Here is a 25,195-nt window from a genome sequence, read left to right on the forward strand (position 1 = left end):
CTGCCAGGCCGGCCGACCTGTTGATCTTTCTGTCCTGGTGATTACACCTGGTACCAGGAGCGGAAGGACTCTCCTGGTGAGTCCTGGTCGATGGCCCAGGTGGTGCCTGTGGTGTCGGTGGTGGTGACGATCATGGCGCCGTTGTCGAGGAGTGTGACACGCGGGTCTCCGGCGAAGATCATGTTCGGGTTGCCGAGGTAGGCGCCGGTGCTGAATCCGCTGGTCGGACTGCCCTGGCCGAACAGGGCGATGTGGCCGTTGGTGGTGCGGGCGACGATGTTGACGGTGCCGCCGGCTCCGGGGGACAGCACGATGCTGGTGGCGCCGCCCGTGCCGCCGGTGAGGCTGATCTTGTACCACTCGCGGAACGGTGTTCCGGGCGCGGCCTGGTCGATGGCCCAGACGTCGCCGTTGACGTCGATGGCGGCCACGACCATGGTGCCGTTGGAGGCGGTGGTGATGCTGGGGTCCCCGGCGAAGGAGGGCGAGGTGGCGCCGAGGTAGGCGCCCGGGCTGAATCCGCTGGTGGGGCCGCCCTGGCCGAAGAAGCCGATGTGGCCGTTGGTGGCGCGGACGAACAGGTTGACAGTGCCGCCTCCTGCGGGGGATGTCACGGCTGCGGGGCGGCCCGTGAGGCCGCCGCTGGCACTGACCTTGAACCAGGCGCCGAACGCGGAGCCGGGCGCGCTCTGGTTGGTCGCCCACAGGTCGCCGCCAGTGTCGACGGCGGTGACGATCATGCTGCCGTTGGCGGTGAGGGTGACGGCGGGGTCCCGGGCGAAGACCGGAGCGGAGCCACCGACCGCCGTGGCGGGGCTGAAGGACGCGTCGGGGCCGGCCTGGGCGTAGTCGACGATCTGTCCGGCGCGGGTGCGGGCGAAGACGTGGACGGTGCCGCCGGCGGCCGGCGACAGGATCGGCGCGGGGTCGCCGGTGTGGACGCCTTGGCCGCTGAGCTGGTACCAGCTGCGGAAGCCGCCCGTGGTGCCGGTCTGGTTGGTCGCCCACAGGTTGCCGTCGGCGGTGACCTTGACCGCGACGAGCGTGCCGTTGGCGGCGCGCGTCATGGTGGTGGCGGGGCTGCGCAGGCTCTGTCCGCCGTCGAGTGCGGTGACGGTGTGCAGGTTGCCCTGGGCGGCCAGGCGCGGTTGTCCGAGCCCGGTCGGCGTGCCGGGGTACATCAGCAGGCAGCCGGTGGGGCAGGTGGTGGTCTGGGCGGTTCCGTCGGCGGTGTAGTAGGTCACCGGGGTGGCGGAGTCGGCGGGCGTGGTGGCGAGGACGTCGCCGATGGTCTGGCCCGGAGTCGGGGTGAACAAGGGGTAGCCCCTGCCGCTGTCGGCGACACTGCCGTGCAGGTTGCCGGGCGACGTGATCAGGGGCCGGTGCTGGGGGTCGAAGCCGCTGGCGTACACGCTGCCAGTGGCGGGGCTGCCGGCCTGGTAGCCGCGACCGTCGGCGTTGCGGGCACCGAGCACGAGGCGGACACGTCCGTACTCGGCGTCGTTCGGGTCGGTGGTGTTGCGCCGGGCGAGCAGGTCGGGGATGCCGTCGCCGTTGACGTCGCCGGGGGCGAGGACGTCGTAGTCACTCCAGCCGGAGGCGGATACAACAGTGCCTGGATTCAACTTGTTGGTGCCGATCTCGGAGGCGAGGGGACCCGCCGTCGTGCCGCTGTAGAGGACGAGGGTGTCGCCGTCCTTGGTGAGCATGTCGTTCCCGGCACGGGCGTCGAGGTTGCCGGTGGCGAGGATCTGGTTGGTGGCGGACCAGTCGCCCCCGCTGGGGTGGAACAGTTCGGTACGCCGGGACTCGTCGGGGGCGCCCATTCCGTTGCCGGCGTAGAGGTAGAGCCGGGTGCCCTGCTTGACGAGGAAGTCTTCGTAGCCGTCGTCGGTCTGGCTTGGGTTCTGGGTGGTGAAGTTGCCCCGGTGGGTGACCTGGGCACCGGACCAGCCCGGGTTGGCGACGGTGCGGGGCTGGTCGAAGGTGCCGTCGCCGTGGCCCGCGTAGAGGACGAGTTCGCCGGTGCTGGTGGCGGCCACCAGGTCGGCGTGCCCATCACCGGTCAGGTCGCCGGGTCGGTCCCCGGTCAGGGCCAGATCGGTGGCGTCGTGGACGAAGTTGGGGAATGCGGTGGTGATCAGCGTCGTGCTGGAGTTGGGGCCGCCGTCCGAACCGTCGTAGGCGGAGAGGTTGCCGGCCTTGTCCATGGCCTGGACGGTGAGCCGGGTGGTTGGCCACAGGGTGGGCGTGAACGTGACGGTCGCGGTCCCGTCCGGGCCGGCGTCCACCCAGGTGCCACCGCAGCCCTGGTTGACCACGGGCAGCGGCTTGTTGAGGGAGTAGCAGAACCCCTTCAGGCCGAACTGGTCGCTGGAAGCGAACTTGACCGTGCGCGGGGTGCGGGCGGGCACCTCCCTGACATCGATGCTGTGGCCGTCCGCGGAGGCGACGGTCGGCTTGGAGGGAGGCGTGCTGTCGACGTTGAATCCGCAGTCACGCCCGAAGCCCGATCCGGCGATGCCGTCCTCGGCTTGGACGTGCCACTTGTAGCGGCCGCCGTCACGCAGGCTGTCGGCGCCGAGTCTCGTGACGGCCCAGGAACCGTTGGGAGCTCCAGCCCAGACCGGCGGGAAGAACTGCCCGGTGTCGTGGTTCCAGGCCTCGAACTTGGCGCTCAGGGCGACGTCGCTGTCCGGGTCGGAGATCCTGGCGGTCAGGACGACGTCGTTGCGCCCGACGGTGGGCCAGGCCGCCGGGTCACTGATACAGGGCACGTTGACGTTGCTGCTGCTGCCCGGCGTCCACTGACTCTCCCACGCCGCGTAGTCGTGGAGGACCGGGGGCCGGTTGTAGGGGACCTCGAGCCGGGCGCTTCCCGTGTTGGCCTGGGCGGGGGCGTGGCCCAGTACGGCGATGTTCACGGCGGCGGCCGCGATCAGCGCGGTAGCCGTTCTCCGGGTGGTTCGCCCTATTCGGTGGGCATTGTGACGGTGCATCGCCTTCACTTTCTGTGCGGTTTGCAGGCGTCCCCATCATGCAAGCCGGCAGTGACGGTCCGGGTCGAATTAGGAGGTCTCTGTTCCGGACGAGAGGGGGGATCGGATGCCGCATTGTGATCAAAGCGCGCGAAGGTCCGGCCTGGTGGTGGGAGAAAAACGGAAAAATCACCTCTTCAGGAGGTGGAGTCGGCCCCGAGGGACGCCACCCTCAGTGTGAAGGAGTTATAAAAGAGAGATAAATTCCCCTGCAGGCAGGGTGGTTGGCGAACAATCAGGGATGCCCCGTCGGTGGTTCTTGGTAGCATCCGCCGGTTGTGATCGCACCCGCACAACACGACCAAGAGGAAAGAAACGGCTGTATCCATCCGACACGGGCGCCTCGCCCGGATCGCGAACGCGTCGGTCCGAGGCAATAACACGCCCTGTGCTCCGTAAAGCCGTGCCTATGGCCGTGACCGCCGCCGCGCCGCTGCCCCCGGGGGATTGGGCGGTCTCGGTCGCGGTCGTGACGGAGCCGACGGCGCCGGGGAGCCACAACTCGGCGGAGCGCGGTCGTACCGCGGGGCCGCGTCGTCCGGGTGTCTTCCTGCGCCCGGGCCTGGTGTGTTGGGAGGCTGATGGGATGAAGACTCCACGAGTTGCCGGTCCGGATCGTGTCTGCGTGCTACCCGCCCGCCCGGGCTGGATCCGGGACGTGGCCTATCTGGGTGACCAGGTGCTGGAGTACCTCGCCACGGCCGCCGCAACGAACGCCCATCACGACGACAACCGCTACCTGCTGCTGACGGCGGGCCTGACGATCGAGGCCCTGGCCGAGGCGGTCCCCGAGGGCGGCGCCGGCCAGGCGGTGGTGTACATACCCTGCCCGCCTGGCGCCTGGAGGCACTGTGGGAGGTCCTGCTGGTACTGCGTCGGACCGCGGCCGGCGATCCGGGCACAGACGCGGTAGGCGGGCTCCTGGAGGACCTGGGTGCCCACTTGTGCCCGGCCCGCACGGTGACGCGGTTCGCCGCCGACCTGGAACAGATCCTGTCCGTGCTGATGCTCAACCTGCCCGCGGTCAAGGTGCTGGCCACCGCGGTCGCACTGGGCGAGGAGCGGTGCGAGGCCGCCGTCGATGACCCAGAACGGCCGACCTCCGCGCTCGCAGAGAGAACGCCGCGGTCCAGCACGGCCTGCCGACCGTCATCGGCTGACAGTGATGATGTTCGTGGTGACGCCGCTGGTGGGTCTGACCCCTCGGCTGACTGACGTCTCGACTGTCCTGTTTGGGATTTGTCGGCTCATTGGTGGCGTCACCACGCACGCGGCCGGACGGGTGCTTGTGACTTCACAGCGCCTCTGTGTGTCAAGTGGCTTGGGCGAGTTGGGTGCGATGGTCGCGTCGCGCGTCATGCTCGACCGGCGGCGCAAGACCCTCGTGGCCTGCACCGCCTGCCATGACCGCATCCACAAGGAACGAACGGCCAGATCACTCACGTCGTGATCACTGGAGAGCCGGATGACCAGGAAACTGTCATGTCCGGTTCGGCGGGAGGCCGCGCGGAAAAGGACCTGCCACGGCAGGCACCTCGCCGCGCGGCCGACCCAACGGCCTGGTCGGGCGGCTTCCGCCGGCTCCACCGGCGCTACGAACGCAAGGCCGACCACTTCGCCGCCTTCGCCAGCATCGCCGCAGCCCTCATCTGCTACCGCCAGCTCGCCAGGCGAGATGGCTGTTAGGGCTGCTCCCAGTGGATGTGGCGCAGCCCGAGGTCGTCCAGCAGGTACGTCGCGTCGTCCCGGCGGATCGCATCAGTCGCGGCGATTGCCTCCAGTTCGCCCAGGAGGCGATCGCGGTCTCCTGCGGGCAGCTGCCTTAGCCAGTGCACGATGCGGGGGAAGTCCATGTCCAAGTTGGCGTAGTCGAGCGAGACCAGGATCGCGGCACACACGTTCTCGTAGGTCGCTGGATTCGCGCTCTTGAGAGCTTCCGGCTCTCCCCGCTCGCTGGACATGGGACGCACTATACGTCTCCGGGAGGGGCGACCCTGCCGAGTTCATCCGCTCCTACCTGTCCTGGCGGAAGGCCGAGCACTTCGCTGCCTTCGCCAGCATCGCCGCAGCACTCATCTGCTATCGCCGACTCGCCAAATGAGAGGACTTCTTATCCGGTGGGACCGGTCGGCGGTGGGACGACCAGGGAGTCGAGGGCCTGTTGGGCCCGGCCGAGGTTGTCCTTGCCGGCGCGGCGGAGGCCGGCCTTGGCGTACTTCTCGACCATGGTGGTGGACTTCCAGTCCTCGGTGATGACCAGGATCTCCGCCGCGCTGTAGCCCTGGGCGGCGAGGTCGGCGGGGACGCCGGCGCGCAGGCCGTGGCTGGTGGCGTTCTTGGCGTCGAAGCCGGGGGTGCGGGTGACCATGCGCTTGAAGGCACGGTTCACCGAGTGGCCGGTCATGCCGGTTCCGGAGACGGGGACGGGCATGAGCCGGCCCCAGCGGGTGATGCCGCGCAGCAGTGGCAACTGCGGTGCTGCTTGGCCGAGTTCGGCGAGCAGTGAGATGTAGGTGCGCACGACGGTGATCGCCACCGGGTCGCGGACGACGTACTCGCGGCCGGTGGACCAGTGGTCGTTCTTCGACATGCGCTTGCCGACGAGCATCTGCTCGGTGCCGTCGTCCAGGCGCTCGAAGACGACGGAGTCGATCCGGTAGGCCGCCTGCTCGGAGCGCCGGGCGCGGGTGCGGTAGCCGAGGTGCAGGATCGTGAGGTCGCGCCAGCGAGCGAGCGGTACGTCGGCGGTCGTGCCCTGCTGGAGGTGGGCGATGCGGGCGGCGTCGACGGGCGGGCTCGACTTCGGGGTGCGGCGGGCGCGGGCGTGTTCGGCGGCCTGTTTGCGGATCAGTTCGGCGGTCGCCTTCTTCGGGGGCCAGTTCTCGTACCCCGCACGGGCGTTGGCGTCTCGGATGGCGGCCATCGCCAGGCGCAGGGAGCTGACGGGCGCGCCCGTGCCGTCACGGCCGCCGCGGCGCCGCAGGTGGGAGACGTAGGAGACCATGTTCGCCTCGCTGGTGCGCGGCCCGGGGTGGCGGCCGTTGTCGGCGCACCAGCGGGCGAAGTAGCGCCACTGTTCGGCGTAGGTCTGGCTGGTGCGTGCCGGCCGGGCGGAGGCGAGGTCGTCGGCCGCGTCCTCGGTCAGCGTCTCGTTGGGGTCGACTCCGGTGTGCGCGAGCGGCGCGAGGGCCTGATTGTCGTCCACCAGCTCGGCGACCACGACCTCGGTGGAGCGTTCCATCAGGACGGGCAGGCCGTCCGACGCCTCGGCATCCACGGGCGCTCTCCTTCCGGTACAGCAGGCTGATGATCCGTCCGGGACAGCCTATCTGTATCAGGCCCTGTGTTGCGTCCTCTAAATCCAGTTAGAGGACGCAACACAGAGATTGATACACAAGAGAAGCCCGAGGTATGGGCATCGTCTAGGACACGTTTGTGGAGGTTATTTGTGTTCAGTGCTCCAAGCTGCCAGTGTTCCCTCATGAAAATCACGATCACCGTGGAGAATCCGACCCTCGAGGTGCTCGAGAAGCTGCTCGCCCTCGCCGCCACGCCGGCGGCGGTCGTGACCGCGGTGCCGGACGACCGCTGGACGCCGCAGCGTGCCCGCTCGTACTACGACCGCCTGCCGCCACGTGCCCAGCAGATCCTGCTCCAGGTCGTCGAGGGCGAAGGCGAGTGCGGCGCCGACGAGTTGAAGGCGAACGGGCGGAGCCTCCGGGGCTCCACCGGCGCCTTCCGGCGCGTGCTCTCCGAGGGCAAGCGGACCGGTCTGTGGCCGGATGCCCTGCCCGTACCGCTGAGGTCCCACATCGTCGGTGGGCAGCTCAAGAAGCTTGAGATGCCCGGTTGCGGAAGCGAGCAGTATCCGCTCACGGCCTTCGAGGAGGCGTTGGGCGATCTGGTGCCCCGTGACCGTTGAATGCGTCCCATGGGCGCGAGGTGAGAACCGTTCTGTCAGGAGCCTCGTGTCATGGAAGCCGCGGGCATCCCAGAGGGCTGGACGAGGCGGGGGCTGTCTAGGTTCTGTCCGGCCGATCTTGGAATGTGGGAGGATGCCGTCCATGACTTGCATTCGAAGGGGCCGTGCCTCGTAGAACACCAGCTTCACTTCGGCCGCGGGAACGCGGCTGGGGTATGCCCTGGGTGCGGTATCGCGATGTCCCAGGTCTGTCGGGAGCGGCGAATGCCGCTGTCCGTGTGCTCGAACGGGAGCGATTGTCTCCGGGCATCGTGGCGGTGGCGCTGAGCGTATGGTCCGTGCGCGTCCACGGCACGAGGCGCCGGTGGAGGCAATGGGAAGCGGAGTTCACCTGCCCCTGCTGCGGCGAGGGTTGGGCCCGGGACAAGCTGCAAGAGGCTCTGTTCATGCTTCCGCCAAGGGCCGCCAGCGAACTCCGGGTGCAGGTCGAGCGCCTGGACGCGGTACTCCTCGGGCGGACGCATCACGAGCCGACGGAAGACCCGGAGTTGGCGTGGTGGCATCGCAGGTGCTGACCGTACCCATGTCACCCACTGGTTCGTTGCTTCTTGCGTGACTGGTCGGGGGGATCTGACAGAGGCGGAGTGGCGACGTCTGGAGCCGCTCCTGCCCACGGGCAACAACCGCTGCGGGCGGTGGCGCGATCATCGTCAGGTGGTCAACGGCATCCTGCACCGGGTGCGAACCGGGGTGCAGTGGCGTGACCTGCCTGAACGCTACGGGCCGTGGAAGACCGTCTACGAGCGCCACCGGCGCTGGTCGGCCGACGGAACCTGGGAACGGCTACTCCAGCAGGTGCAAGCCCAGGCCGATGCCGCCGGTGGGATCGACTGGGACGTCTCGGTTGATTCCACCTCGATCCGTGCCCACCAGCATGCGGCTGGCGCGCGGAAAGTTCCGCCGCCCGCCGCGTCAAAAGGGGCGGCCGCGATGGCACACCAGAGCGGAAGACCGTGGGTGAGACTGTGCGCCCGCCTGGCGGAGGTGGTGCAGGAGGTGAGGCGCTCGGTCGTTCCCGAGGAGGCTTCACCACCAAGATTCACCTGAGTGCCGACGGGCGCTGCCGCGTGCTTTCACTGTTGCTGACGGCAGGCCAGCGGGCGGACTGCTTGCAGTTCGAGCCAGTCATGGAACGCATTCGGGTGCCTCGCCTCGGGCCGGGCCGCCCGCGCACCACACCGGACAGCGTGAGCGCCGATAAGGCGTACAGCAATCGCCGGACCCGCCGCTACCTGCGGCGACGCGGCATCCACCACGTCATCCCCGAGAAGAGCGACCAGGCCATGAACCGCGTACGCCGGGGCCGGGCAGGGGGTCGCCCACCCGGCTTCGAGAAGGAGCGGTACAAGAACCGCAACACCGTGGAACGGGCGATCAACAAGCTCAAGAACTACCGATCTGTGTCCACGAGGTACGATAAGCGCGCATACGTCTACCTGGGCACCGTCACCGTCGCAGCAACCATCATCTGGCTCCGGACATGATCGGCGGGACAGAACCTAGGTCGGCCCGCCGCCCGGCGATGCGTCATCCGCCCGGTCCTGGAGGTGTTCCCGCAGGCTCGGCCGCCGGGGCGGCGGCGGTTCCTCCGGTTCGGCCCGGGGGCGGCCCTCGAACGCGTACTTGGCCTTCATCGCCGCCCGGGGCAGCGCGTCGTCGAAGTCCTCCAGGGTGTGCAGCCCGGTCGGTCCGGTCGCGCCGAGGAAGCTCGGCCGACTGGCCCGCCGGGTGATGCGCAGCGCATCGTCGCTCAACTCGCTGAGATCATCGGCGAGTTCGCCGCATTCCGGGTCGTCCCTGTTGAACGGCTCCAGGATGCTCACCCAGGTGGCGTCCGAGCGGTCGAAGCGCCGAACCAGCTCGCGCCGGCCCGGGTCGCGCAGCGCCCAGCGGTCGAGCAGCAGCAGGCCGGGGGCATCGTCATTGCGCTCGATGATCGACTCGGCCTCGTCGTCGAACTCGTGCACGGTTGGCTCGAACCCCAGCTGCCGGGCGAGGCGCGCCGCGTGCTGGGCGATCGGTGATCCGTCCGGCCGGTACGGGTGCCAGTCGGTGCGCCGCTCACCGTAGTAGTCCGGGCTGCGGTCGGCGGGCAACTCGTCCCGGCGGTCGGCGAGGACATAGATCCGCAGCTGTTTGGTCGGGGCGGTGGCGTTGAACGCGCTCGGGAGGCCGCTGATCTCCAGCCGTCGCCCGACGGGGATCACCGTCTCCTCGGCGACCTGCACGATCCGGGCCGCCAGCCGCTGTACGGTCATCTCGTAGGCGGGCCGGAGGTAGCTGAGCTTCATCAGCGCGTACAGGCCCTCGGTGGCGTAATCGGGTCCGAAACTCTCGTGGTTGAAATGGAGTTCAGTGGCCACGTTCGGCAGCCGGTAGCGGCTCATCGGTGCCCACAGCACCGGGACGACGCCGCTGGTGCGCTCCGAGCCGAGGTTCGCCGGGTAGACCGGCCGACGGGTGAAGGCGTGCCATTCCTGGCCGCACGGAACGCTGTTGAAGTACCTCGGAGAGTAGAGCGGTACGAACACCCGGCACGTGGCCAGTGCCTCGGATTGTTGCCTGGCCGACAGTTCGCCCCGTAGTGCGGGCTCGTTCATGAAGCCGACCGCGGCCCCGTCCGGAACGGCGGTGAGCTGCAGTACTGCTTCGCAGAGGTCCCGGTACAGGCTCCGGACCCAGCTGTCGGGATCGTTCGCGCCCCGCGCATCGGAAGCCCGAGTGTGGGTAGCGTAGGACAGGACGAAGTACGGCCGGACATCGTCCTCGTCCCAGCCGCGTTCCGGGCCGGCCGCCGCGACTGACCGGAGGGACCCGGGCAGCCGGGGCATCAGAGTGTCGCACCATTCCTCCACCAGCGGGTGAAGGGCGTAGAAGGTCTCGGTCGAGGCTGTCTCCTGCCAGGGCTGCAGCAGTCCTGCCGAGTCGCTGCCCTGTACGGCATGAGCGAGTGCGTCGGCGAACCAGTCGGACGGCAGTTGCCGGAACTGTTCATCGGACAGGTAGGCCTGTGCCCTGGTGGCCAGGGCGGACCCGGTCAGTCCGCGCCGGTGGCCGATCCGCATCGCGTCCAGCACCGCGTTCAGGAGCGCGCTTACGGTGGAGGGCGCCTCGTCGAGCCTTCGGCGCAGCCACGGTGCCGCGGCCAGGAGCTGAATGACCCGCCGGTCCCAGGCAGCGACCCGGACGGCTTCGGCGAGCCGTGGGTCGGCCCGGTCGGCTCGCCTGACGGCCGAGGCCTCCTGCGAGGTGAACCGATGCGGAACGATCACCGTCTGGGCCGATGCCATCAGGGGCGACAGCCGATCCTCTCCGAACCGCTCCCTGACGTATTCGATGGAGTTGGTCCGCAATGTACCCAGGAGCAGGACCGGGGCACGGGTGGGACGCTCCCTGATCAGCCTCGTCAGCAGGTCGACCGCCGCCGCACCGGCAGGATCCTGGGCGCCGAACACCGATTCGGCGTCGTCGAGCCAGACCACCGTCCGTGGCTCGATCTCCGCCGTTCGGGTACAGATGTCCAGTGCGCCGTCGGGCCGCCAGACCTGCCAGCCGTCGGGCAGCTGTCGCAGCGTCTCCAGACAGGCCCTGGTCCGCCCGGTGCCCCGAGCGCCGACCACCAGGACGGCGGTGCTGCGTCCGTCGACCGCGTGGCGTACCGCTCGTGAGAGCTCGTCGTCCAGGTCGCGTCGGTGGTAGGGGGTCAGGGCCGGCAGCCCTTCGACTCCCGGGCGGCGTTCCGACGGTTCGACGCCCAGCAGCGCCGGGTCTGCGAGCGCGTCGGCGACAGGGACGGTCGCGCTCGGTCGGGATGGTGCTTCAGCGCCCGCGACGGCGCTCTCGGCGAAGGGCAGTGCCCCGGGTGCCAGCGCGCGGCCCGTGGTGCCGTCGGCCACCCGGGCTGCCGAGAAGTCTGCGGGCGTGCCGCGGTGCGACCGGAGGTAGGCGGCCACTTGTTGGCGTACGGCGACGCGGATCCGCAGGACATCCTCGCGGCGCTGGGCGCCGAGCAGCGCGTCGCGTACGCCGGGGAGGAACTCGAACTTCAGGTCGTCAGCACTCGTACCGGGGGCGGGCGCTTCCCATGGCGCGAGCAGACTGCTCAGCAGAACCTCGGCGAGGTGGCCGTGGTCGGACTGCGGGAGCATGGTCCGGCGGACGAGGGTCATCACGGGAAGGACGAGCGGTACGGCCGAGAGATAGCCCGCGAGTTCACGGGCGGGTGGCGAGGCGGTCTCACGGAACCGCCTCAGTACCACGGCGGCGGTCGCCGATGCCGCCGTGCCGTCCGTCTCCGGGAGCGCGTCCTCCCACTCCGGCACCAGGTCGGCATCGGCCTCCGGTCCCGGGCCGGAGCCTGTGCGGCCGGCCCCGTCGACGAGCAGGCAGCTCAGCCGGGCGCGTCGGCCGCTGCCGGACACCAGCGTGGCGAGAGCGGCAAGCCCCGACGGGTTCGGTTCGACGATCGGCACCTGCAGTGGGCGGCCGGCCGGTCCGGTTCCCCGGCGGCGGTGGACGCGTCCGCGGCGGCCGGGGGCGGTGCTCTCCCAGCGGGCATTGGGCGCGGCCGGGGCGGTGGTGCGCAGCCACAGCGGGGACGGCCGGACGGCGCCGCGTGACCAGAGGCGTTCGGGCAGGACGTCGAGAACGGCGGCGGAGCCGTGTCGGGCCCAGCCGCGCAGTACCGCGTCCAGGGCCGGCTGTCCCCAGGCGCCGCCGACGGTGTCGGTGACCACCAGGACGAGCCGGTGCCCGGACGGGTCGGCGATCTCCTGGGGGCGGCGCGGCGCCCCGCCGGGGCGGGTGTACAGGACGGGGCTGCCGCCGGCCTCGGTGCCGCCGAGGTACCAGGTCCGTACGTCGCGGAAGACGCCGGTCTGGGTGACCACCCGGCGCAGGTCGGCCACGAGGTCGTGCCAGAGGACCATCGAGCGGTGCGTGTCGATGACGAGGGCGAGGTCCAGCCACCGGCCCGGCCTCGGACGCAGCACGGGGATGAGCATGCGCTGGTCGGCACCGGCGCTGACGGTGGCCTCCTCGTCGAGCTCCGGTTCACCTCGGCTGTCGGCGACGGAGTGGCGTCCGAGCGGGCGAAGCGCGCGCATCACGGCGAGTGGGTCCGTAAGGGCGCCGGCGCGGGCGACGCGCACCAGGTCGCCGTGCCGGGAGCCGGGGCCCGCGGGGGCTGTGCATCTCGGAGCCGTTGTCCACCGGAACGTCCAGGACCTCCGGACCGAACCTCGGCGCGAGTTCGCGGACGACGGCGACCATGTCGCACCGGTCGGCGATGTTGGTCCACTGCTTGATGGGCGCTGGCCAGACCCCTATACCGTCCTGCCGCGGGGCCGGCTGCAGGCGGTCGAAGACCAGCCCCGCCAGCCCCAGCGGGGAGCCCAGGGTGACCAGCGTCAGCGGCGGCCGCTCCGGCCGGAGCCCGCACAGCACCTCGTAGGCGACCACCGATCCGAGCGAGTGCCCCACGACCACCTGGGTGTCTGGTGTGACCAGCTCCTCGACCCGGGCTCGTACGGCGGCGCGCAGCGCTGGCTCGGTGGAGTACCGGCGCACCTGCTTGAGGTCCGAGACGAGCAGGCCGTCGGAGACGGGACCGAAGAACCGGGTGCGGGTGAGGGCGTGCAGGGCGCGGCGGATCCGGTCCACGGCCGGGGGGCGAGAGGCGAGATGGCCGACCGCGCCACGGGAAGCGGGAGTGGGCCCGGCCCCTGCCGCGACACGGGTGTCAGGTCCGGGAATGCCGGGCTCGAGCCGGGCGGCCTCCCGCCACCAGGCCTCCAGCAACTCGGTCTCGAACCCGGGCTCGACGTCCTCCGCCCGGTAGTACGGCTCGCCGCGCGTACCGCGTTGCCGGTAGAGGTCCCCGTATCCGGCACGGGCGATGTCGCCGTCCGCCAGCCGTCCGAGCGCGGGGTCCTCGCGCAGCGCGAGGCCGACCCCGCCGCGCAGCGCCGGCTCCACCTCGGCCAGCAGGGTCTCGGCGGTGTCGAGTTGCCGCCCCACCCCGTGCACCACGACAACCCGGCTCATAGCCCCCTTAAAACGCGTCCCCGTACTCCTGCCGCGAGCATATTCGGGGGCCGTTCCAGGAATGCCCACTTCCTCTTCGAGGCATCGAACGAGCGGTACTGACCGCTTCCGAGCGAGCTTGGGCCGTGCGGGCGCACAGGGTCCCACACCGGAGGGCGGCTGTTCACGGGATTTATCGAATCGGCGGCACCGGACAGCGGGTCGCCATAGCTTTGCCACCACGGTGACGGCCTGTCACCTCACCCCTCCGTTAGCGCAACCACGAGGACGGGAGGGGGTGAGAAACATGGCCGAGTTCAAGAAGCGCCTGACCGCGTTGGTCAGGAAGTCGCGAACGCCACCGGTGATCGGCCGAGGCAACCAGGTGTGGCTGTTCCTGGTTCGCCTGACGCAGTTCGCGGCTGCGCTGGCGACCATCACGGACCACCACCACTGGTGACCTCGGCCTTCCGCCTAGCCAGCGGGCACGGGGCGGCCCTCACGGGTCGCCCCGATCCATTCCCGATCAGAACGACCAGGTTGGACACGTCGACTACGTTAGCGACAGCCTCGAGAGGCGCGCGGGCTTTAACGGAGATTCCGTATGCGCCGTGGCCTAATCGCTATTGCATCCACCCTGGTCACCGGACTTCTGCCGGTCAATCCCTTGATCAGCTCCCTGGTCAAAGGATTGACCACCGAGCTCCATAGATGAGCCGCCAAGAAGGAGGATGCAAAGTGCCGGACAGGACGACAACCGCACTGAAGAGGCTGGAACGGGCCAAGCAGGACGTGGCGCGGGCTATGGCGCGCGACTTTCGCGAGGGCGCCAGTGCCAACGAGATCGCACGACGGGCCCGGTCGGCGTACAGCCGACCTGTCGTCCTGGAGATGATCAAGGCCGAACTGGCCGCTCAGGAAGCCCGAGAGGCGTTGAGCGCCGCACAGACGGCCATCAGTCTGGCCAGCCATGTCGGCGTCGAGAACACGGGTCGGTTCGCGATCGTCGGCATGCCCCGAGTAGCCCAGAAAGGACGGCGGATCGGAGACATGCTCACGCTCCAGGCAGTCAGGACGATCACAGAGGCGGGCCTCTGCCTGCGCCCTCTGGCAGACCACCCCGCAGACACCGACCCGGCCTTCATCCTGCGCCATGGCGGGGCCGTCGAGGTGTACAAACCCTCGCTGTAGCGTCGGCCCCGGCTTCCCCGCCCGGACGGTTGCCGGTCGTCGTCCACTCGGTGCTGCGGGCCGTTCGTAGGTCTACTCAGCTGCGACGCTCCTTCCCGTCGACAGCGGGGCAGGACCTTCCCTGGCCTCTTGAAGCGACCCGTCGTGACGTTCTTTCGATGCGGTAGTTGCAGTGAACAGTTCCCCACGTTTTGCTGTACCTCATGGCAGCCGACACCGACATGCCCGCCAGGCTGACGCACCGACGCGAGCTCGCGGGGCTCAGCGTCGAGGAGTTCGCCGAACAGGTCGGCGTCACCACCCGAGCCGTGCGGTACTGGGAAGCCGGGGTACGGGAGATCGGCGACCGCTACTTCGGCCGGGTGCTCGCCGCGCTGCGCTGCGATGCCCAGGCCATCGGGCAGGGGCGCCGCGGAGAGGAGACCCTGCGCGACCTGCGTCGTACCGCATCCCTCAGTGCCGAGCAGGTCGCGACGCACTTGAGGAAGTACCGCACCACCGCCCACATGAAGATGACGGCGGACAAGATCCGGGCGCTGGAACAGGGCGGCCACGTCCGTGGCAGGGAATGGCGATCGACAGCGGACTGCGCCACGATCGCCAAAGCCCTCGCCGCCTTGTACCGGGTTCCCCTGCGGCTGCTGATCGACGCATGGCGGAGGACGAACACGAGCGTCGCCGCTCCGGGCATCGCGCCGCCGTCGAAGCGGGCTCCGGATCCTCGGACACGGGAGACGTGGGACTCCCTGAACGACCGCCAGCGGCTCTACCTTCGGGAACTGTTCCATGAGGACCAGGAGCAGGAGAAGGAACAGGTACAGCGGCGCCTTGACGGCTCGCCGTACACCCCGGCACCGCAGTGGCGCAGGTTCCTGTTCTGCCTTCACGCACCCACTCGGGCTGTCGGGTACACCCCTGTACAGGAACGTCTGCGTACGGCCGGTGTCCACGATCCGGGAGCTGGGGCTTCTCTGAGCGCACTGGAACGACGAGGCCTGATCGTGCGCCACCAGGACACCGTGTACCTCCCGTCGATCGGCGAGGTGAGGCGGACCCGCGTCGAGCTGACCCGTGTCGGTCGGTCGGCGGCCCGTTCCGGCCTCGGGATCGAACGCGTCGCCACTCCCGCGGGCCTGCTGTCGGAATGGCTGTGGCGCCTCCTGGTCCGCATCATCGTGCAGACGCCGATCTCCGACGGAGACGTGCCAGGCCGCGGAACCCATCACCTCGCGGTCGGGCACTCCGTCCGCAAAGGGGTGCCGGCGCGGGGCTTCATCGAACACCGGCAGCCGTACGGTGCCGAGGGCGGGCCGCACTACTGGTATCCGACCCGTTCGGGGCTCGACCACGCCGCTGACCACCTCGCCGACTACCAGCAGCTGTACCCGGGAGTCAACACCGAAGAGCTCGAAGTTCACCTGAACGGTCCGATGTAGCCGAATACCGGGAACTGTTCACCCGATCACCCCTAAAGTCCGCCCCGTGGAAGACGCGCCAACAGAACCGTCCGGGGCACGGGACAACGCCACCATCCTTCTCGACGTCGTCAAGGCGTTCGAAATCTGCTCCAACGCCGCGACGCACCCCGGCCTGAAACCGGCCGAGAGGGTCGATCGGCTCATGCACGCGCACGGCTCCCTGATGGCGGCCTTCGGCCCAGGGCACCGCATCACCTTCAACGATCTCCTGGAGCGCCTCAGCGGCGAGCTGGCCGGCGACCTTGAAGGTCTGATCCCCACCTGGCTCGACGCGACGGATCTGGACGGTGTCAGACTCCTTGACCCCGACGGCGTCCTGACCGCAGGCGGCTTCGACTTCCGCCACGAGGCCGAACTCGTCCGCCGGAAGGCGTCGAAGCTCAGTAGGAGCCCCGAAGGCGTCACCGCCCAGGACCTCGACGCGGAGTACAGCCAGGAATCCGTCTTCAGGTCCATCAAGGGCGAGTTCTACCAACGCCACCGCACCACACTGATCAACCATCCCGTCGTCCCCGCCGGCGGCCTGCCCGACCTCCTCCTGCCGATGCAGGCCAACCGGTTCTACCAGCCGATCGAGCAGTACGCGCAGCACCACGGCTGGTTCTTCCCGTGCACGGCCTGCCGATGGCCGATGAAGGTCACGGTCACCGGCAGCGGCCGACGGGCCCGCGGCACGGCCCGATGCCTCTATCCGTGGCACGCCGACACCGGCGCGGTCTACGTCTTCACTCCCACCGCTGGCAGCGAGCCGCCCAGTCTGCACCCCGCCTTCGAATGCCGCCGGCCCTCCCCCCATTACGCCCGCTTGTGGACTGGAACACTCCCCGACCTTCCACAGCCCCGACGTGCCTCCGACCACCTCGCCCTGCACCGCGCCGTGTGGCGGTACACCACCGTCGCCGGCCTGCCCGAGCTGAAGCTCCATCAGGCTCTCGAGGAAGACCTGACCGCCATCGACTGCAGAGTCGCACTGTGGCCGTTCGACGACGCGTTCGACCACGCCCTCATCAGCCCGGCCCGCGAGGTCCTGTTCAGCGCGGACTTCAAGGACTACACCTGGACCAACCACCTGATCGCCAAGATCCACAGGGATGCCGGCGACCAGGGCGGAGCCAAGTGGCTCATCGTGCCCGACCACCGGAGCGAACAGGTCGACCACCTCAACGCCGCCGCCCGCCGGTACGAACTGCAGGCGATCACCGCGACCGACTATCTGACGATGGTCGTCCACGAGGTCAAGGAGAACCGCCGCGATGGCCGATGAACGGCGCGCCGACGAAGCGGCCATCATGGCGGTCCTCGCCCTGACCGCCCACTACTTCCCCCGCCCCGGGGAGAACGGGGAGATGACCGCTGGGTTCCGCGAGGCGACCTTCTTCGCCCACCGAAAGCCCCAGGCCTGGTCAAGGTGGTCCACCCTCACCGCGGACGAGCGCCACCTGATCCGGCAGGTCATGCTCCTCACCCCGCCCGAATGGGCCGCCGAGCACAAGCTCAAGAACGCGGCGCTGTCTCTGACCGGCGCGTTTTCCCTCGACGGAGACCCCGACGACCGCTCCGGAGGGACGATCGTCCTCGACGGAGAGGATCCGTTCCGGGCGGAAGCCGTCCGCATCCGCGCCGGCGGTGACTTCCTCGGCTACGCACTCAGCCGAACCGAATCATTCTTCACCTGGGGAAAGCGGCGCCGCGCCCATGCCTTCGCCGGACCCGGCACATGGAAGACCCGTACCGCCGACCTCGGTGAGAAGCATGGCGTCACCCGTCGCCAGATCACCTTCCACCGCACCGGGTCATTCCGCCAGGCACCCGGGCACGAAGCACTGCCCGCGCTCGCCACCCGTTCACACCGCGAGCGGATCGCCCCCGCGGTCGACGAGCTGCTGCGCATCGCCGCACTGCTCGACGAACAGGACCCCGACCGCGCCTATCTGCACACCACGCTGGAGAAGTTCTTCAAGCAGTTGAAGACCACCGACGAGGCCTTGGCGGAGTTCAGTCTCACCTCAGGCCTGGTGAACCTCCTCAACGCCCCGACCGCCAGTGGAAAGACCGTCCTCACCCGCGTCCTGGCCGCATGGGCAGCCTTCCACGGGATCCGCATCGCGCTGATCGTTCCCGACGTGAAGTCCACCCTCGACATGAGGTGGAGCATCGCCGGTGACCTCGCCTGGCTCCACCAGCACGGGCACCTCCCCGAGCCGCACACGGTGGCAGCGCTGTTCTCGCCCCGGAGCATGCACCGCCGAGCCCTCACACAGGCCGCGCTGAACTCCGCCGAGGAGATCACTGCGTGGCAGACCCGCCGGAAGTCCGACATCGGGCTCCTCGCCCACGGCTGCGCCCAGCGCCCCCTGATGGAGCCCCACGACCTGTACCCGCCCGGTGAGGAGAACTGCCTGACCCTCTCCCCCGTCGGGGGCGGCGACGTGCAGCACGCCTGCCCGTTCATCCAGGCCTGCGGGAAGTTCTCCCAGTTCTACGACGCCCAGGACGCCACGGTCATCGTCACCAGCCACGCCAACCTGCTGGCCGGCACGACCCGCATCGGCATGGTCCTCGACGGCCGGCAGGTGCGCGGTCGCCCGAGGGGAACGGCGGGCCTGACAGTGCTGGAAACGATTCTGCGGGGCTGCGACGCCGTTGTGATCGACGAGATCGACGCGTTCCTGTCCACCGTCATCGACTCGTGCGTGACGGAGACCACCCTGTCGTCGCGTCGGGTCGAATCCGACCTGTGGAGCATCGGCAAGGACTTCCGGCGCATCCCCACCCACCACGCCACACAGGTCCTCTCCTCGCTCAACCACGCCGAGCACATGGCGAACTCGGCGCTGTTGTGGTCCTGCGCGAAGAACGGCATCAGGCTGAACCCCGGCACGGTGGACGACGGATCGAAGGGCGCGAGCCGGGACAACGCGGGCTGGCGCATGGCCAAGTCCAGGGACCGGGAGATCCTTGCCCTCCTGTTCCCCGGACAGGTCGTGAAGGGTGAACCGATCGAGCCCGGCCAGGCCGCGTTCCTCGACGCCCTGATGCCCGAGCGCTGGCACGAGGGCGTTCCGGCCGACGAGCCCGTTCCGCCCGACGGAGCGACGGACTGGAGCAGTGTCCAGCGGGCGCTGACGGCTCTGGTGGCACCTCGGGGAGACACGTATTTCGCGGAGGTCCAAACCGACCTGCACGAGCTCCTGGCGAAGAGCGTGGAAGACAGCCAGCAGCGCGCCGCACTGGTCAACCTGCTGATCTCCCGAACCGTGCTGTCCGACCTCGAGGCGTCGCTGAAAGAACTGCGGTACCAAGCGCAGTCGATGCGCCACCTCGATCTCGCGTCCGTACGGAAGATCCTCGACGCCGTCGAGTCGTCCGCTGTCAGCGGTCTCTACCCGACGGCGATGATCGGTACGTCGATCAACGGCTTCCAGCTCAAGGGCATGGACAAGCGCGAGACCAACGCCGAACTGATGACGCGCATCATCGGTGGCGACCCGCACACCTTCGTCTCCGAGCTCGGCGGCCTGACGGCGCTGCTGTCGGCCGGAGTCGAGCGGCCCGTCCTGGGCCTGTCCGCGACCTCCTTCTTCCCCCAGGCGGTCAGCGAGCACGTCCACGCGCCGGTGCGCTGGTGGATTCCCGATGTGCGCCCGAAGTCGATCACCGTACTCGCAGACCCGATCTACCGGGACGGCAAGGAGGGCCGCGAGGCGATCCGGATCGGCGGCATCTACGCCGAACACAAGCCCGCCGTACTGCGCGAGCTCGGACAGGCGATGTACGAGCAGCGGATCCAACGCCGCCTGAAGAAGCTCGAGAAGACGAAGCCGAACCAGGCCAGGGCGATCCTCGCGACGAACTCCTACGAGCAGGCCGCGCACCTTGCTTCAGGCGTGGCCATGGCCGAGGGGCTCACCCACCGCGTCTGTGTCCTGGTCAGGAGCCACGACAGGCCGGAGGAGTACGAGAAGAACGTCCCGACGCACGTCACCCGGATCACCCGTGAGCAGCTGGAGCAGTTCCCCGACCTCGGGGAGGTCCTGGTGGCCCCGCTGCCGCTGATCTACCGCGGGCTGAACATCGTGGTCGGGGTCCGATCGGCCGTGCACGATGTCTACCTCTGCACGCGCCCGTACCTGAGCATCGAGGCGACGTCCTGGCTGCACGCGAGCGTGAACGCCGCAGGGATGAACGCCCTGCCAGCCGGAGGAAGCGACCGCCCACTGGAGGCGATCCACGCGGCGCAGGGCGCCGCGTGGGCACGGCTGATGATGATTCTCCGGTCGCCGGCGAACTTCTCGAACATCACCACGGACCTGCAGGAGGAGCTGGTCGCCACGATGATCGTCCAGCTGATCCAACTGGCGGGCCGGGGACGTCGTGGCGAGACCGACATGCGGCTGTTCATCGTCGACGAGTCGATGAACGACGCGACCTTCAGCGCGGGGATGGCCGCCATCATCCGCCGGATCGAACGGGCCTGGACCCCCGACCAGCGGACGGTCATGGAGGAACTGTACGGCGAGGCCCTGAAGGCCTTCCTGGCGTACGCGGACATGAACAAGTAGCACACCCGGTGCCGGCACGAGCCCGCACAGAGATAGAAATGAGGTACCCGACGCATGGCGCGACGCCGTGACCTGACCGCACCCACCACGACGATCCTGTGCACGCCTGCGCTGCTGGACGGCATGACGGCCGAGGTGTGGGAGTTCGACGAGATCACCCAGCAGGCGTGGAAGGCCTTGGAACAGCAGGCCCGGGACGAACGGAGGTCGGCACCCAAGGGAGCGGACCGCAACCGGTTCCTGCTGCCCTACTCGATCGTGGCGAACATCCTCCAGCAGCTCACCGATGGCTACGTGCACCTCGACAGGTACCTGCGTTTCATGGTCGCCCTGGCGCCGGTCGAGCCGAAGTCCCTTCGGAAGGTTTTCACCTACCTAGAAGGCGTCGTGCGCGGAATCCCGGTCGACGAGATCCCGCTGCGCGTGGATTCGTCGCTCGCGGATCTGGTCGCCGGCACCGACAGCGTGAGCAGGCGCCTCGTCGACGTCATCCTTCCCGGCGAGGACGCCGCGATCGCGGACCCACCGTCGTGGGCCTACCAGGCCATCCGATGGCACGTGGCGAAAAGGATGGCCGACGTCCCGTTCCACGATCAGGAGATCGAGCCGGTTCTCGAGAAGTCCAAGAAGGCGGGTAAGAACGGCGACTTCCCGATGAGGATCTCGGGATGGAAGCACACGCAGAACACCGCGGAGGTCTGGTACCGGCCCGACAGCTCCGGGGACCTGATCGCGTGGTGTCACCCGATCGGCCCGGCCTTCTCCGCCCTCCCGCACCCGCTCACCCCCGAGGCACTGGAGAGCGGCTACCCCGAGAACCCCGAGCCGTGGCAGGCGCAGTACGCGCTGTCCCGCATCTCGGTGAACATGTCCACCCACCCCGGCCGGCCCGAGCCGGTGATCAACCTGGACGCCCATATGCGGCGCGTCAACGACGCGGTGATCTGGTCCAGCAAGGTCATGGTCGACCGGGGCGATGGGCCGATCCTCCTGGTGGACCTGGACGGCAGGAAGCTCAAGCACACCAACCGGCTGGCCCTGGAGATCCTCGCGAAGCTGGACGCCGACGCGACCGCGCTGAACACGGTGGATGAGCGCGTACGGTCCGAAACCGATGCCCTCAACGCGCCGAAGACCGACGAACAGAAGGCCGCGAAGCGCGTCACCGAGAAGCCCGGAACGATCCGCCCACTCGTCCCGAAGCAGCGCTCGTTCCAGGTCGGCTCCGGCGCGGGACTGCACCATCTCGCGATGCTGCACGACCACATCGACCGCGCCTTCGCCGGGAAGGCCGAGTTCCTGACCCTGGGCGCCGTGGACACGGTGTTCGGAGAGCGGATCCACACCATCACCCCGGCGGAGAAGAAGGAGCGGAAGAAGACCGGCGAGTTCCTGAACCTCTGCGGGCTGCCCACGCCGGACAGCGTACGCTCGTCGATCGAGGACCAGGACTTCACGCGGCTTCGGATCATGTGCCTCTGGTACCGGGAGGAGACCCGGCTGCGGATGATCAGCGCACTCGCTCACTCCCACGGACGCGACGTGGACATGGACCCGAAGGACGGGGACACCGTTCCGCTCGCCGACGGCATCGAGGCGGTCTTCGTCCGTGCGAACAAGCTCCTCGCACACGGCCCCGACGACAGCCGGCTGGACAACGTCCGGGGCGTCGTCGACAGGTTCCGGGAGGACGGGGTCGTTCTCGCGGCGTGGTGCGAGACGGAGATCCCCGAGCCCGGTGAGGAACAGCAGGGCATGAAGTCCGCCGAAGCCCGGAAGGACCTCGTGGCGAAGGACGCCAAGTTCCAGCTCCGCAGGGCCTTCGCCACCGAACTCGTCCCCAGCCAGTACATCGTCGGCGCGACGACGGAGACCGGACGGAACGGGACCAGGACCCGCAGGGTGATCACCATCCCGAAGGATCGGGACAGCGACCACCGGGCGTTCATGGCCCTGCTCGACCTGAACCGGTCCTGCGGGGTCGTCGACGACCGGTACGAACGGGCCCTGTACACACCGGACGACCCGCACGAGATCCCCCGCATGGCGTTCCTGGGCATCCACGTGCGCCGGCAGTCGAAGTCGGACACGTTCGGCGCGGAGCCGAAGCGGGTCGTCACCGCGTCCTGCCTGATCCCGTCGGCGGAGCCGGGAGGCCGGTGGCGGATCCTCGGCTGGTCGAACCTGCATCCGTACTGGGAGTCGTACCGGGTGGCGCAGAGCGAGTTTCACAAGAGGAACTACATCGACCACACGAGCAGCGGGACCACGGACGTCCAGCGCTGGTCCGAGGCGGGCCGCGACATCAACGAGTGCCTGAAGGAACTCGCCGACGAACTCGACGGGATGCCGTACGCGGTGATCCTCGACGGGCACGGGGCACGCCGGATCTTCCCCGGGCTGCACAACAACAAGCAGGGCATGGAGGAGTTCGACTCCTTCGGCCGGGTGTGGCTTCCCGGGACCGGCCTGCCGGAACACATGAGGCCGGCCGGGATCGTACGGATCAACTGCTTCGCCGACGAGATGCCGAGCATCGCCTACCTGACGACTCGACTCGCCTCCGGGGACGAGAAGCAGAGCAAGACCAGCAGCGACCTGTTCCGCCCGCAGGACAGCGGCCCCGGACACCCGTGGTGGGTGGTGACGGAGCCGAGGAACTACGGCAAGACCCGGTTCGGTCAGTGGAAGACCCGTTGGCGGGCGTTGCCGGAGAAGGCGGGCCTCCAGCCGGAGAGCGAGCTGAAAGCCCCCTGGTACACACTGACGAGCCGAGAGGTCACCCCGATGTTCGTCAGTGAGGCCGTGTCCCGCGAAGGCCTGGCGGTGGCCGTCGCGCGGATGTGCGACCAGGCCCTGTCCTGGTCGGACCGGACCCGGTACCCGGCACCGCTGCACGCGGCCCTGCAGATGGACCTCGACCACCCCCACTTCCGGCGATCCGCCCCCCGGGAGTTCCAGACCGAGGACCGGGAGATTCTCAGCGAGGCGGTCGAAGGACTGGCCTTCGAAGACGACTGAGATCGGATGCCGAGCCAGGGCACGAGGACTGCCGTTCCCCCACAGCATCGGCCGTGGCGGAACGGCAGCTTGAGCGACTGGTATTCCGCTGCGGACGGGAGTCGGTGACGCTCGCTGTGGCCGATCCGAGAGGTCATCGTCGGCCTGTATGACGTGCCGGGCACTCAGATGCCCGACCGGCTGACCCCCAAGGGGCCGGCCCGTCATACCCGCAGGTCAGGCACCGATGGCCGCCTTGTACCCGTTGGCCTGCTCGGGCGTCAGGAGCTTGGACACGCGGATCAGCACAGTGCCGCGGACGTAGTCGTACTCCAGGGCCGCGGGGAGGGACTTGACGATGCCCTGGATGTACTGCGCGCGGGCCTTGGCGTCGGCCTCGGTGGCGAAAACCTCCACGGCGCCACCGCGGGCCACCGCGTCGGCGTCTTCGCCCTCGACGTCGGCTTCCTTGACGCGCGAGTCCGTGAACGTGACCTTCGAGGTGTACTGGCCGGGCCGGCCGAGCAGGTGGTTCGGGTCGTCCTCCGCGGTCACGGACCGGCCGAACTTCGCCGTCTGCACGGTCATGGCGACCACGGCGAAAGTCGCCGATGCGCTACCCGTCACCGCACCCGGCGCCATGTTCGTCGCGGCGGAGGGGGAGGTGGCAGGAGTGCCCCCGACGACTGTGGCGCCGCCCGTCGCGGTGGGGGTGCTGACCGGCGGCTTCTCGCTGCCGGACCCAGAGCTGGAGCAAGCGACTGCGGTGGCCGTCAGGCCGACGGCAAGCAGGACGAGGGCGGTGCGACGCATGGGGTTCCCTGAGAAGCTGGTGCGGATGACAGGGGTGACCGTAGTGATACGAACCGCTCGGTGCAGGCGATGTGACGGTTCCGTGACCGGTTCGGGATCTTCCGTCCGGTCAGGTGGCCGCAGGCTGTTCCGGTTCGGGCACCGGCTCCGGCGGGAGTCCTTGAATGCGCTGACACGCAGCGGCTCGCGCACCGCGAGCAGGCGGCTGCCAACGGTGGCCTCGGCACCCGTACGACGAAGGAAGTACGCCCTCGCGTGGCTGAGAGTTCGGCGCATTCATGGAGTTCCGGCCTGCGGGAGGTGACAGATGTCGCCTTGGCCCGTCGGCCTGGCAGGTCTGAGCGCTCCGGACATCCGGATCGGCGGGTTCGCCGAATCCGAGGTCGTCACAGTCCTCAAGGCCGCCTGCGAGCGGGTCGGCTCTCGATCCGACCGGCGCAGTGATGCAGGGGCGCCCTCTCACAGCACCCGCCGTACCGTCCGGCCAACGCCAGCTCGGATGGACCATCCTCTGACCAAGCCCTGTTCCGAGGCAGGCACCTGGTTTCCGATCGGGCACGACAGCGCAGAGCCGTGGGAACGCGAGTCCTGTTCACCAGCGAGCCGAACCCCTGCCGCCCCAACCGCCTTCCTCGTGGCAAGGCCATGCACTTCGCCGACCGCGCCGCCGCTCTCGGCGTGCTCGAGCAGGTGATTCACCAGAAGCCGAGGGCCCGTGACGCCGGGCAGAACATATCCCCGCGTGCGCGGGGAGGACACGTCTCCCTGCTCAGATCAGGTGATGGTTGCCGCCATATCCCCGCGTGCGCGGGGAGGACACGCGGCAGAGCGACGTGCGTTCCCCGTGGAACGGCTGACCCCCGCGGGTGCGAGGAGGGCCTCCTGCGGGCGGTCGACTCCGACAGCGACGTCGGTTGACCCCAAGAGGGCGGGGAGGGCAGTCAAGGAGCAGTTGTGGTCATGTCATGTGGGACTGCATGTGGGACTGCTCCTACTTGAGGGATCATCCCTCCGCGAGCGGGTGCACAGTGGAGCCGTTGAGCCTGCCGGGTCCGCTCGAGCTCAGTGATCCGTGGTGTCCCGGCTCCACCGTCACGGTGGAGCCGG

At 69.0% G+C, this 25,195-nt stretch carries 14 protein-coding genes and 3 pseudogenes; 11 read left to right on the forward strand and 6 right to left on the reverse strand.

The annotated features are described in order from the left end of the window. Positions 1–41 precede the first annotated feature (41 nt). Positions 42–2,999, reverse strand: coding sequence for a hypothetical protein (locus tag ACWGJO_RS25140; RefSeq protein ID WP_452187062.1), 2,958 nt, complete (start codon positions 2,997–2,999; stop codon positions 42–44). A gap of 664 nt (positions 3,000–3,663) precedes the next feature. Between ACWGJO_RS25140 and ACWGJO_RS25145 the strand changes: the two genes are divergently transcribed. The 3 genes and pseudogenes from ACWGJO_RS25145 to ACWGJO_RS25155 form a co-directional block, all read left to right on the forward strand. Continuing rightward, positions 3,664–3,951, forward strand: a complete 288-nt coding sequence (locus ACWGJO_RS25145; RefSeq protein WP_452187063.1) for a hypothetical protein — start codon at positions 3,664–3,666, stop codon at positions 3,949–3,951. Positions 3,952–4,203: 252 nt separating this feature from the next. Further along, a complete protein-coding gene (locus ACWGJO_RS25150) occupies positions 4,204–4,488 on the forward strand; it encodes a hypothetical protein (RefSeq protein ID WP_452187065.1) in 285 nt (94 codons plus the stop codon). Between the two features lie 107 nt (positions 4,489–4,595). Continuing rightward, positions 4,596–4,724: pseudogene (locus tag ACWGJO_RS25155) on the forward strand (IS5/IS1182 family transposase); the annotation flags it as partial. Here the strand turns inward: ACWGJO_RS25155 and ACWGJO_RS25160 are convergent. Continuing rightward, positions 4,721–4,999 (reverse strand): hypothetical protein, encoded by a 279-nt coding sequence (locus ACWGJO_RS25160; protein WP_452187067.1) that lies wholly within the window; start codon positions 4,997–4,999, stop codon positions 4,721–4,723. The pseudogene ACWGJO_RS25155 and the gene ACWGJO_RS25160 sit on opposite strands and share 4 nt — an antisense overlap. 149 nt (positions 5,000–5,148) lie before the next feature. Beyond that, positions 5,149–6,315: a hypothetical protein gene (locus tag ACWGJO_RS25165; protein WP_452187069.1), complete on the reverse strand. Its 1,167-nt coding sequence runs from the start codon at positions 6,313–6,315 to the stop codon at positions 5,149–5,151. Positions 6,316–6,519: 204 nt separating this feature from the next. Here ACWGJO_RS25165 and ACWGJO_RS25170 point away from each other — a divergent pair, with 204 nt between their 5' ends. Then, positions 6,520–6,960, forward strand: a complete 441-nt coding sequence (locus ACWGJO_RS25170) for a hypothetical protein (RefSeq protein ID WP_452187071.1) — start codon at positions 6,520–6,522, stop codon at positions 6,958–6,960. Between the two features lie 612 nt (positions 6,961–7,572). Further along, positions 7,573–8,504 (forward strand): annotated as a pseudogene (locus tag ACWGJO_RS25175) (IS5 family transposase). 15 nt (positions 8,505–8,519) lie between these two features. On the opposite strand, the gene ACWGJO_RS25180 reads toward ACWGJO_RS25175, so the two are convergent. Together ACWGJO_RS25180 and ACWGJO_RS25185 are read right to left on the reverse strand one after the other, a co-directional pair. After that, positions 8,520–10,310, reverse strand: coding sequence for a TIR-like protein FxsC (locus tag ACWGJO_RS25180; RefSeq protein ID WP_452187113.1), 1,791 nt, complete (start codon positions 10,308–10,310; stop codon positions 8,520–8,522). A 714-nt stretch (positions 10,311–11,024) separates the two neighbouring features. Further along, positions 11,025–12,275: pseudogene (locus ACWGJO_RS25185) on the reverse strand (SAV_2336 N-terminal domain-related protein); the annotation flags it as partial. Between the two features lie 1,076 nt (positions 12,276–13,351). On the opposite strand from ACWGJO_RS25185, the gene ACWGJO_RS25190 reads away from it, so the two are divergent. The 6 genes from ACWGJO_RS25190 (at position 13,352) to ACWGJO_RS25215 (ending at position 23,296) form a co-directional block, all read left to right on the forward strand. After that, on the forward strand, positions 13,352–13,504 hold the full coding sequence (locus ACWGJO_RS25190; RefSeq protein ID WP_452187073.1) for a hypothetical protein: 153 nt from the start codon (positions 13,352–13,354) through the stop codon (positions 13,502–13,504). Between the two features lie 278 nt (positions 13,505–13,782). Further along, positions 13,783–14,235: a hypothetical protein gene (locus tag ACWGJO_RS25195; RefSeq protein WP_452187075.1), complete on the forward strand. Its 453-nt coding sequence runs from the start codon at positions 13,783–13,785 to the stop codon at positions 14,233–14,235. A 203-nt stretch (positions 14,236–14,438) separates the two neighbouring features. Beyond that, positions 14,439–15,671 carry a helix-turn-helix domain-containing protein gene (locus ACWGJO_RS25200; RefSeq protein ID WP_452187077.1) on the forward strand — a complete coding sequence of 411 codons (1,233 nt, stop codon included), beginning with the start codon at positions 14,439–14,441 and terminating at the stop codon, positions 15,669–15,671. Between the two features lie 46 nt (positions 15,672–15,717). Next, positions 15,718–16,977: a restriction endonuclease-related protein gene (locus ACWGJO_RS25205; protein WP_452187079.1), complete on the forward strand. Its 1,260-nt coding sequence runs from the start codon at positions 15,718–15,720 to the stop codon at positions 16,975–16,977. Further along, positions 16,967–20,275 carry a hypothetical protein gene (locus tag ACWGJO_RS25210; RefSeq protein ID WP_452187081.1) on the forward strand — a complete coding sequence of 1,103 codons (3,309 nt, stop codon included), beginning with the start codon at positions 16,967–16,969 and terminating at the stop codon, positions 20,273–20,275. The genes ACWGJO_RS25205 and ACWGJO_RS25210 overlap by 11 nt, the downstream gene beginning before the upstream one ends. 54 nt (positions 20,276–20,329) lie before the next feature. Continuing rightward, positions 20,330–23,296: an RNaseH domain-containing protein gene (locus ACWGJO_RS25215; protein ID WP_452187083.1), complete on the forward strand. Its 2,967-nt coding sequence runs from the start codon at positions 20,330–20,332 to the stop codon at positions 23,294–23,296. Positions 23,297–23,512: 216 nt separating this feature from the next. On the opposite strand, the gene ACWGJO_RS25220 is transcribed toward ACWGJO_RS25215, so the two are convergent. Beyond that, a complete protein-coding gene (locus ACWGJO_RS25220) occupies positions 23,513–24,088 on the reverse strand; it encodes a hypothetical protein (RefSeq protein ID WP_452187084.1) in 576 nt (191 codons plus the stop codon). Positions 24,089–25,195: the final 1,107 nt, after the last annotated feature.

The sequence above is a fragment of the Kitasatospora sp. NPDC054795 genome, from assembly GCF_053611565.1.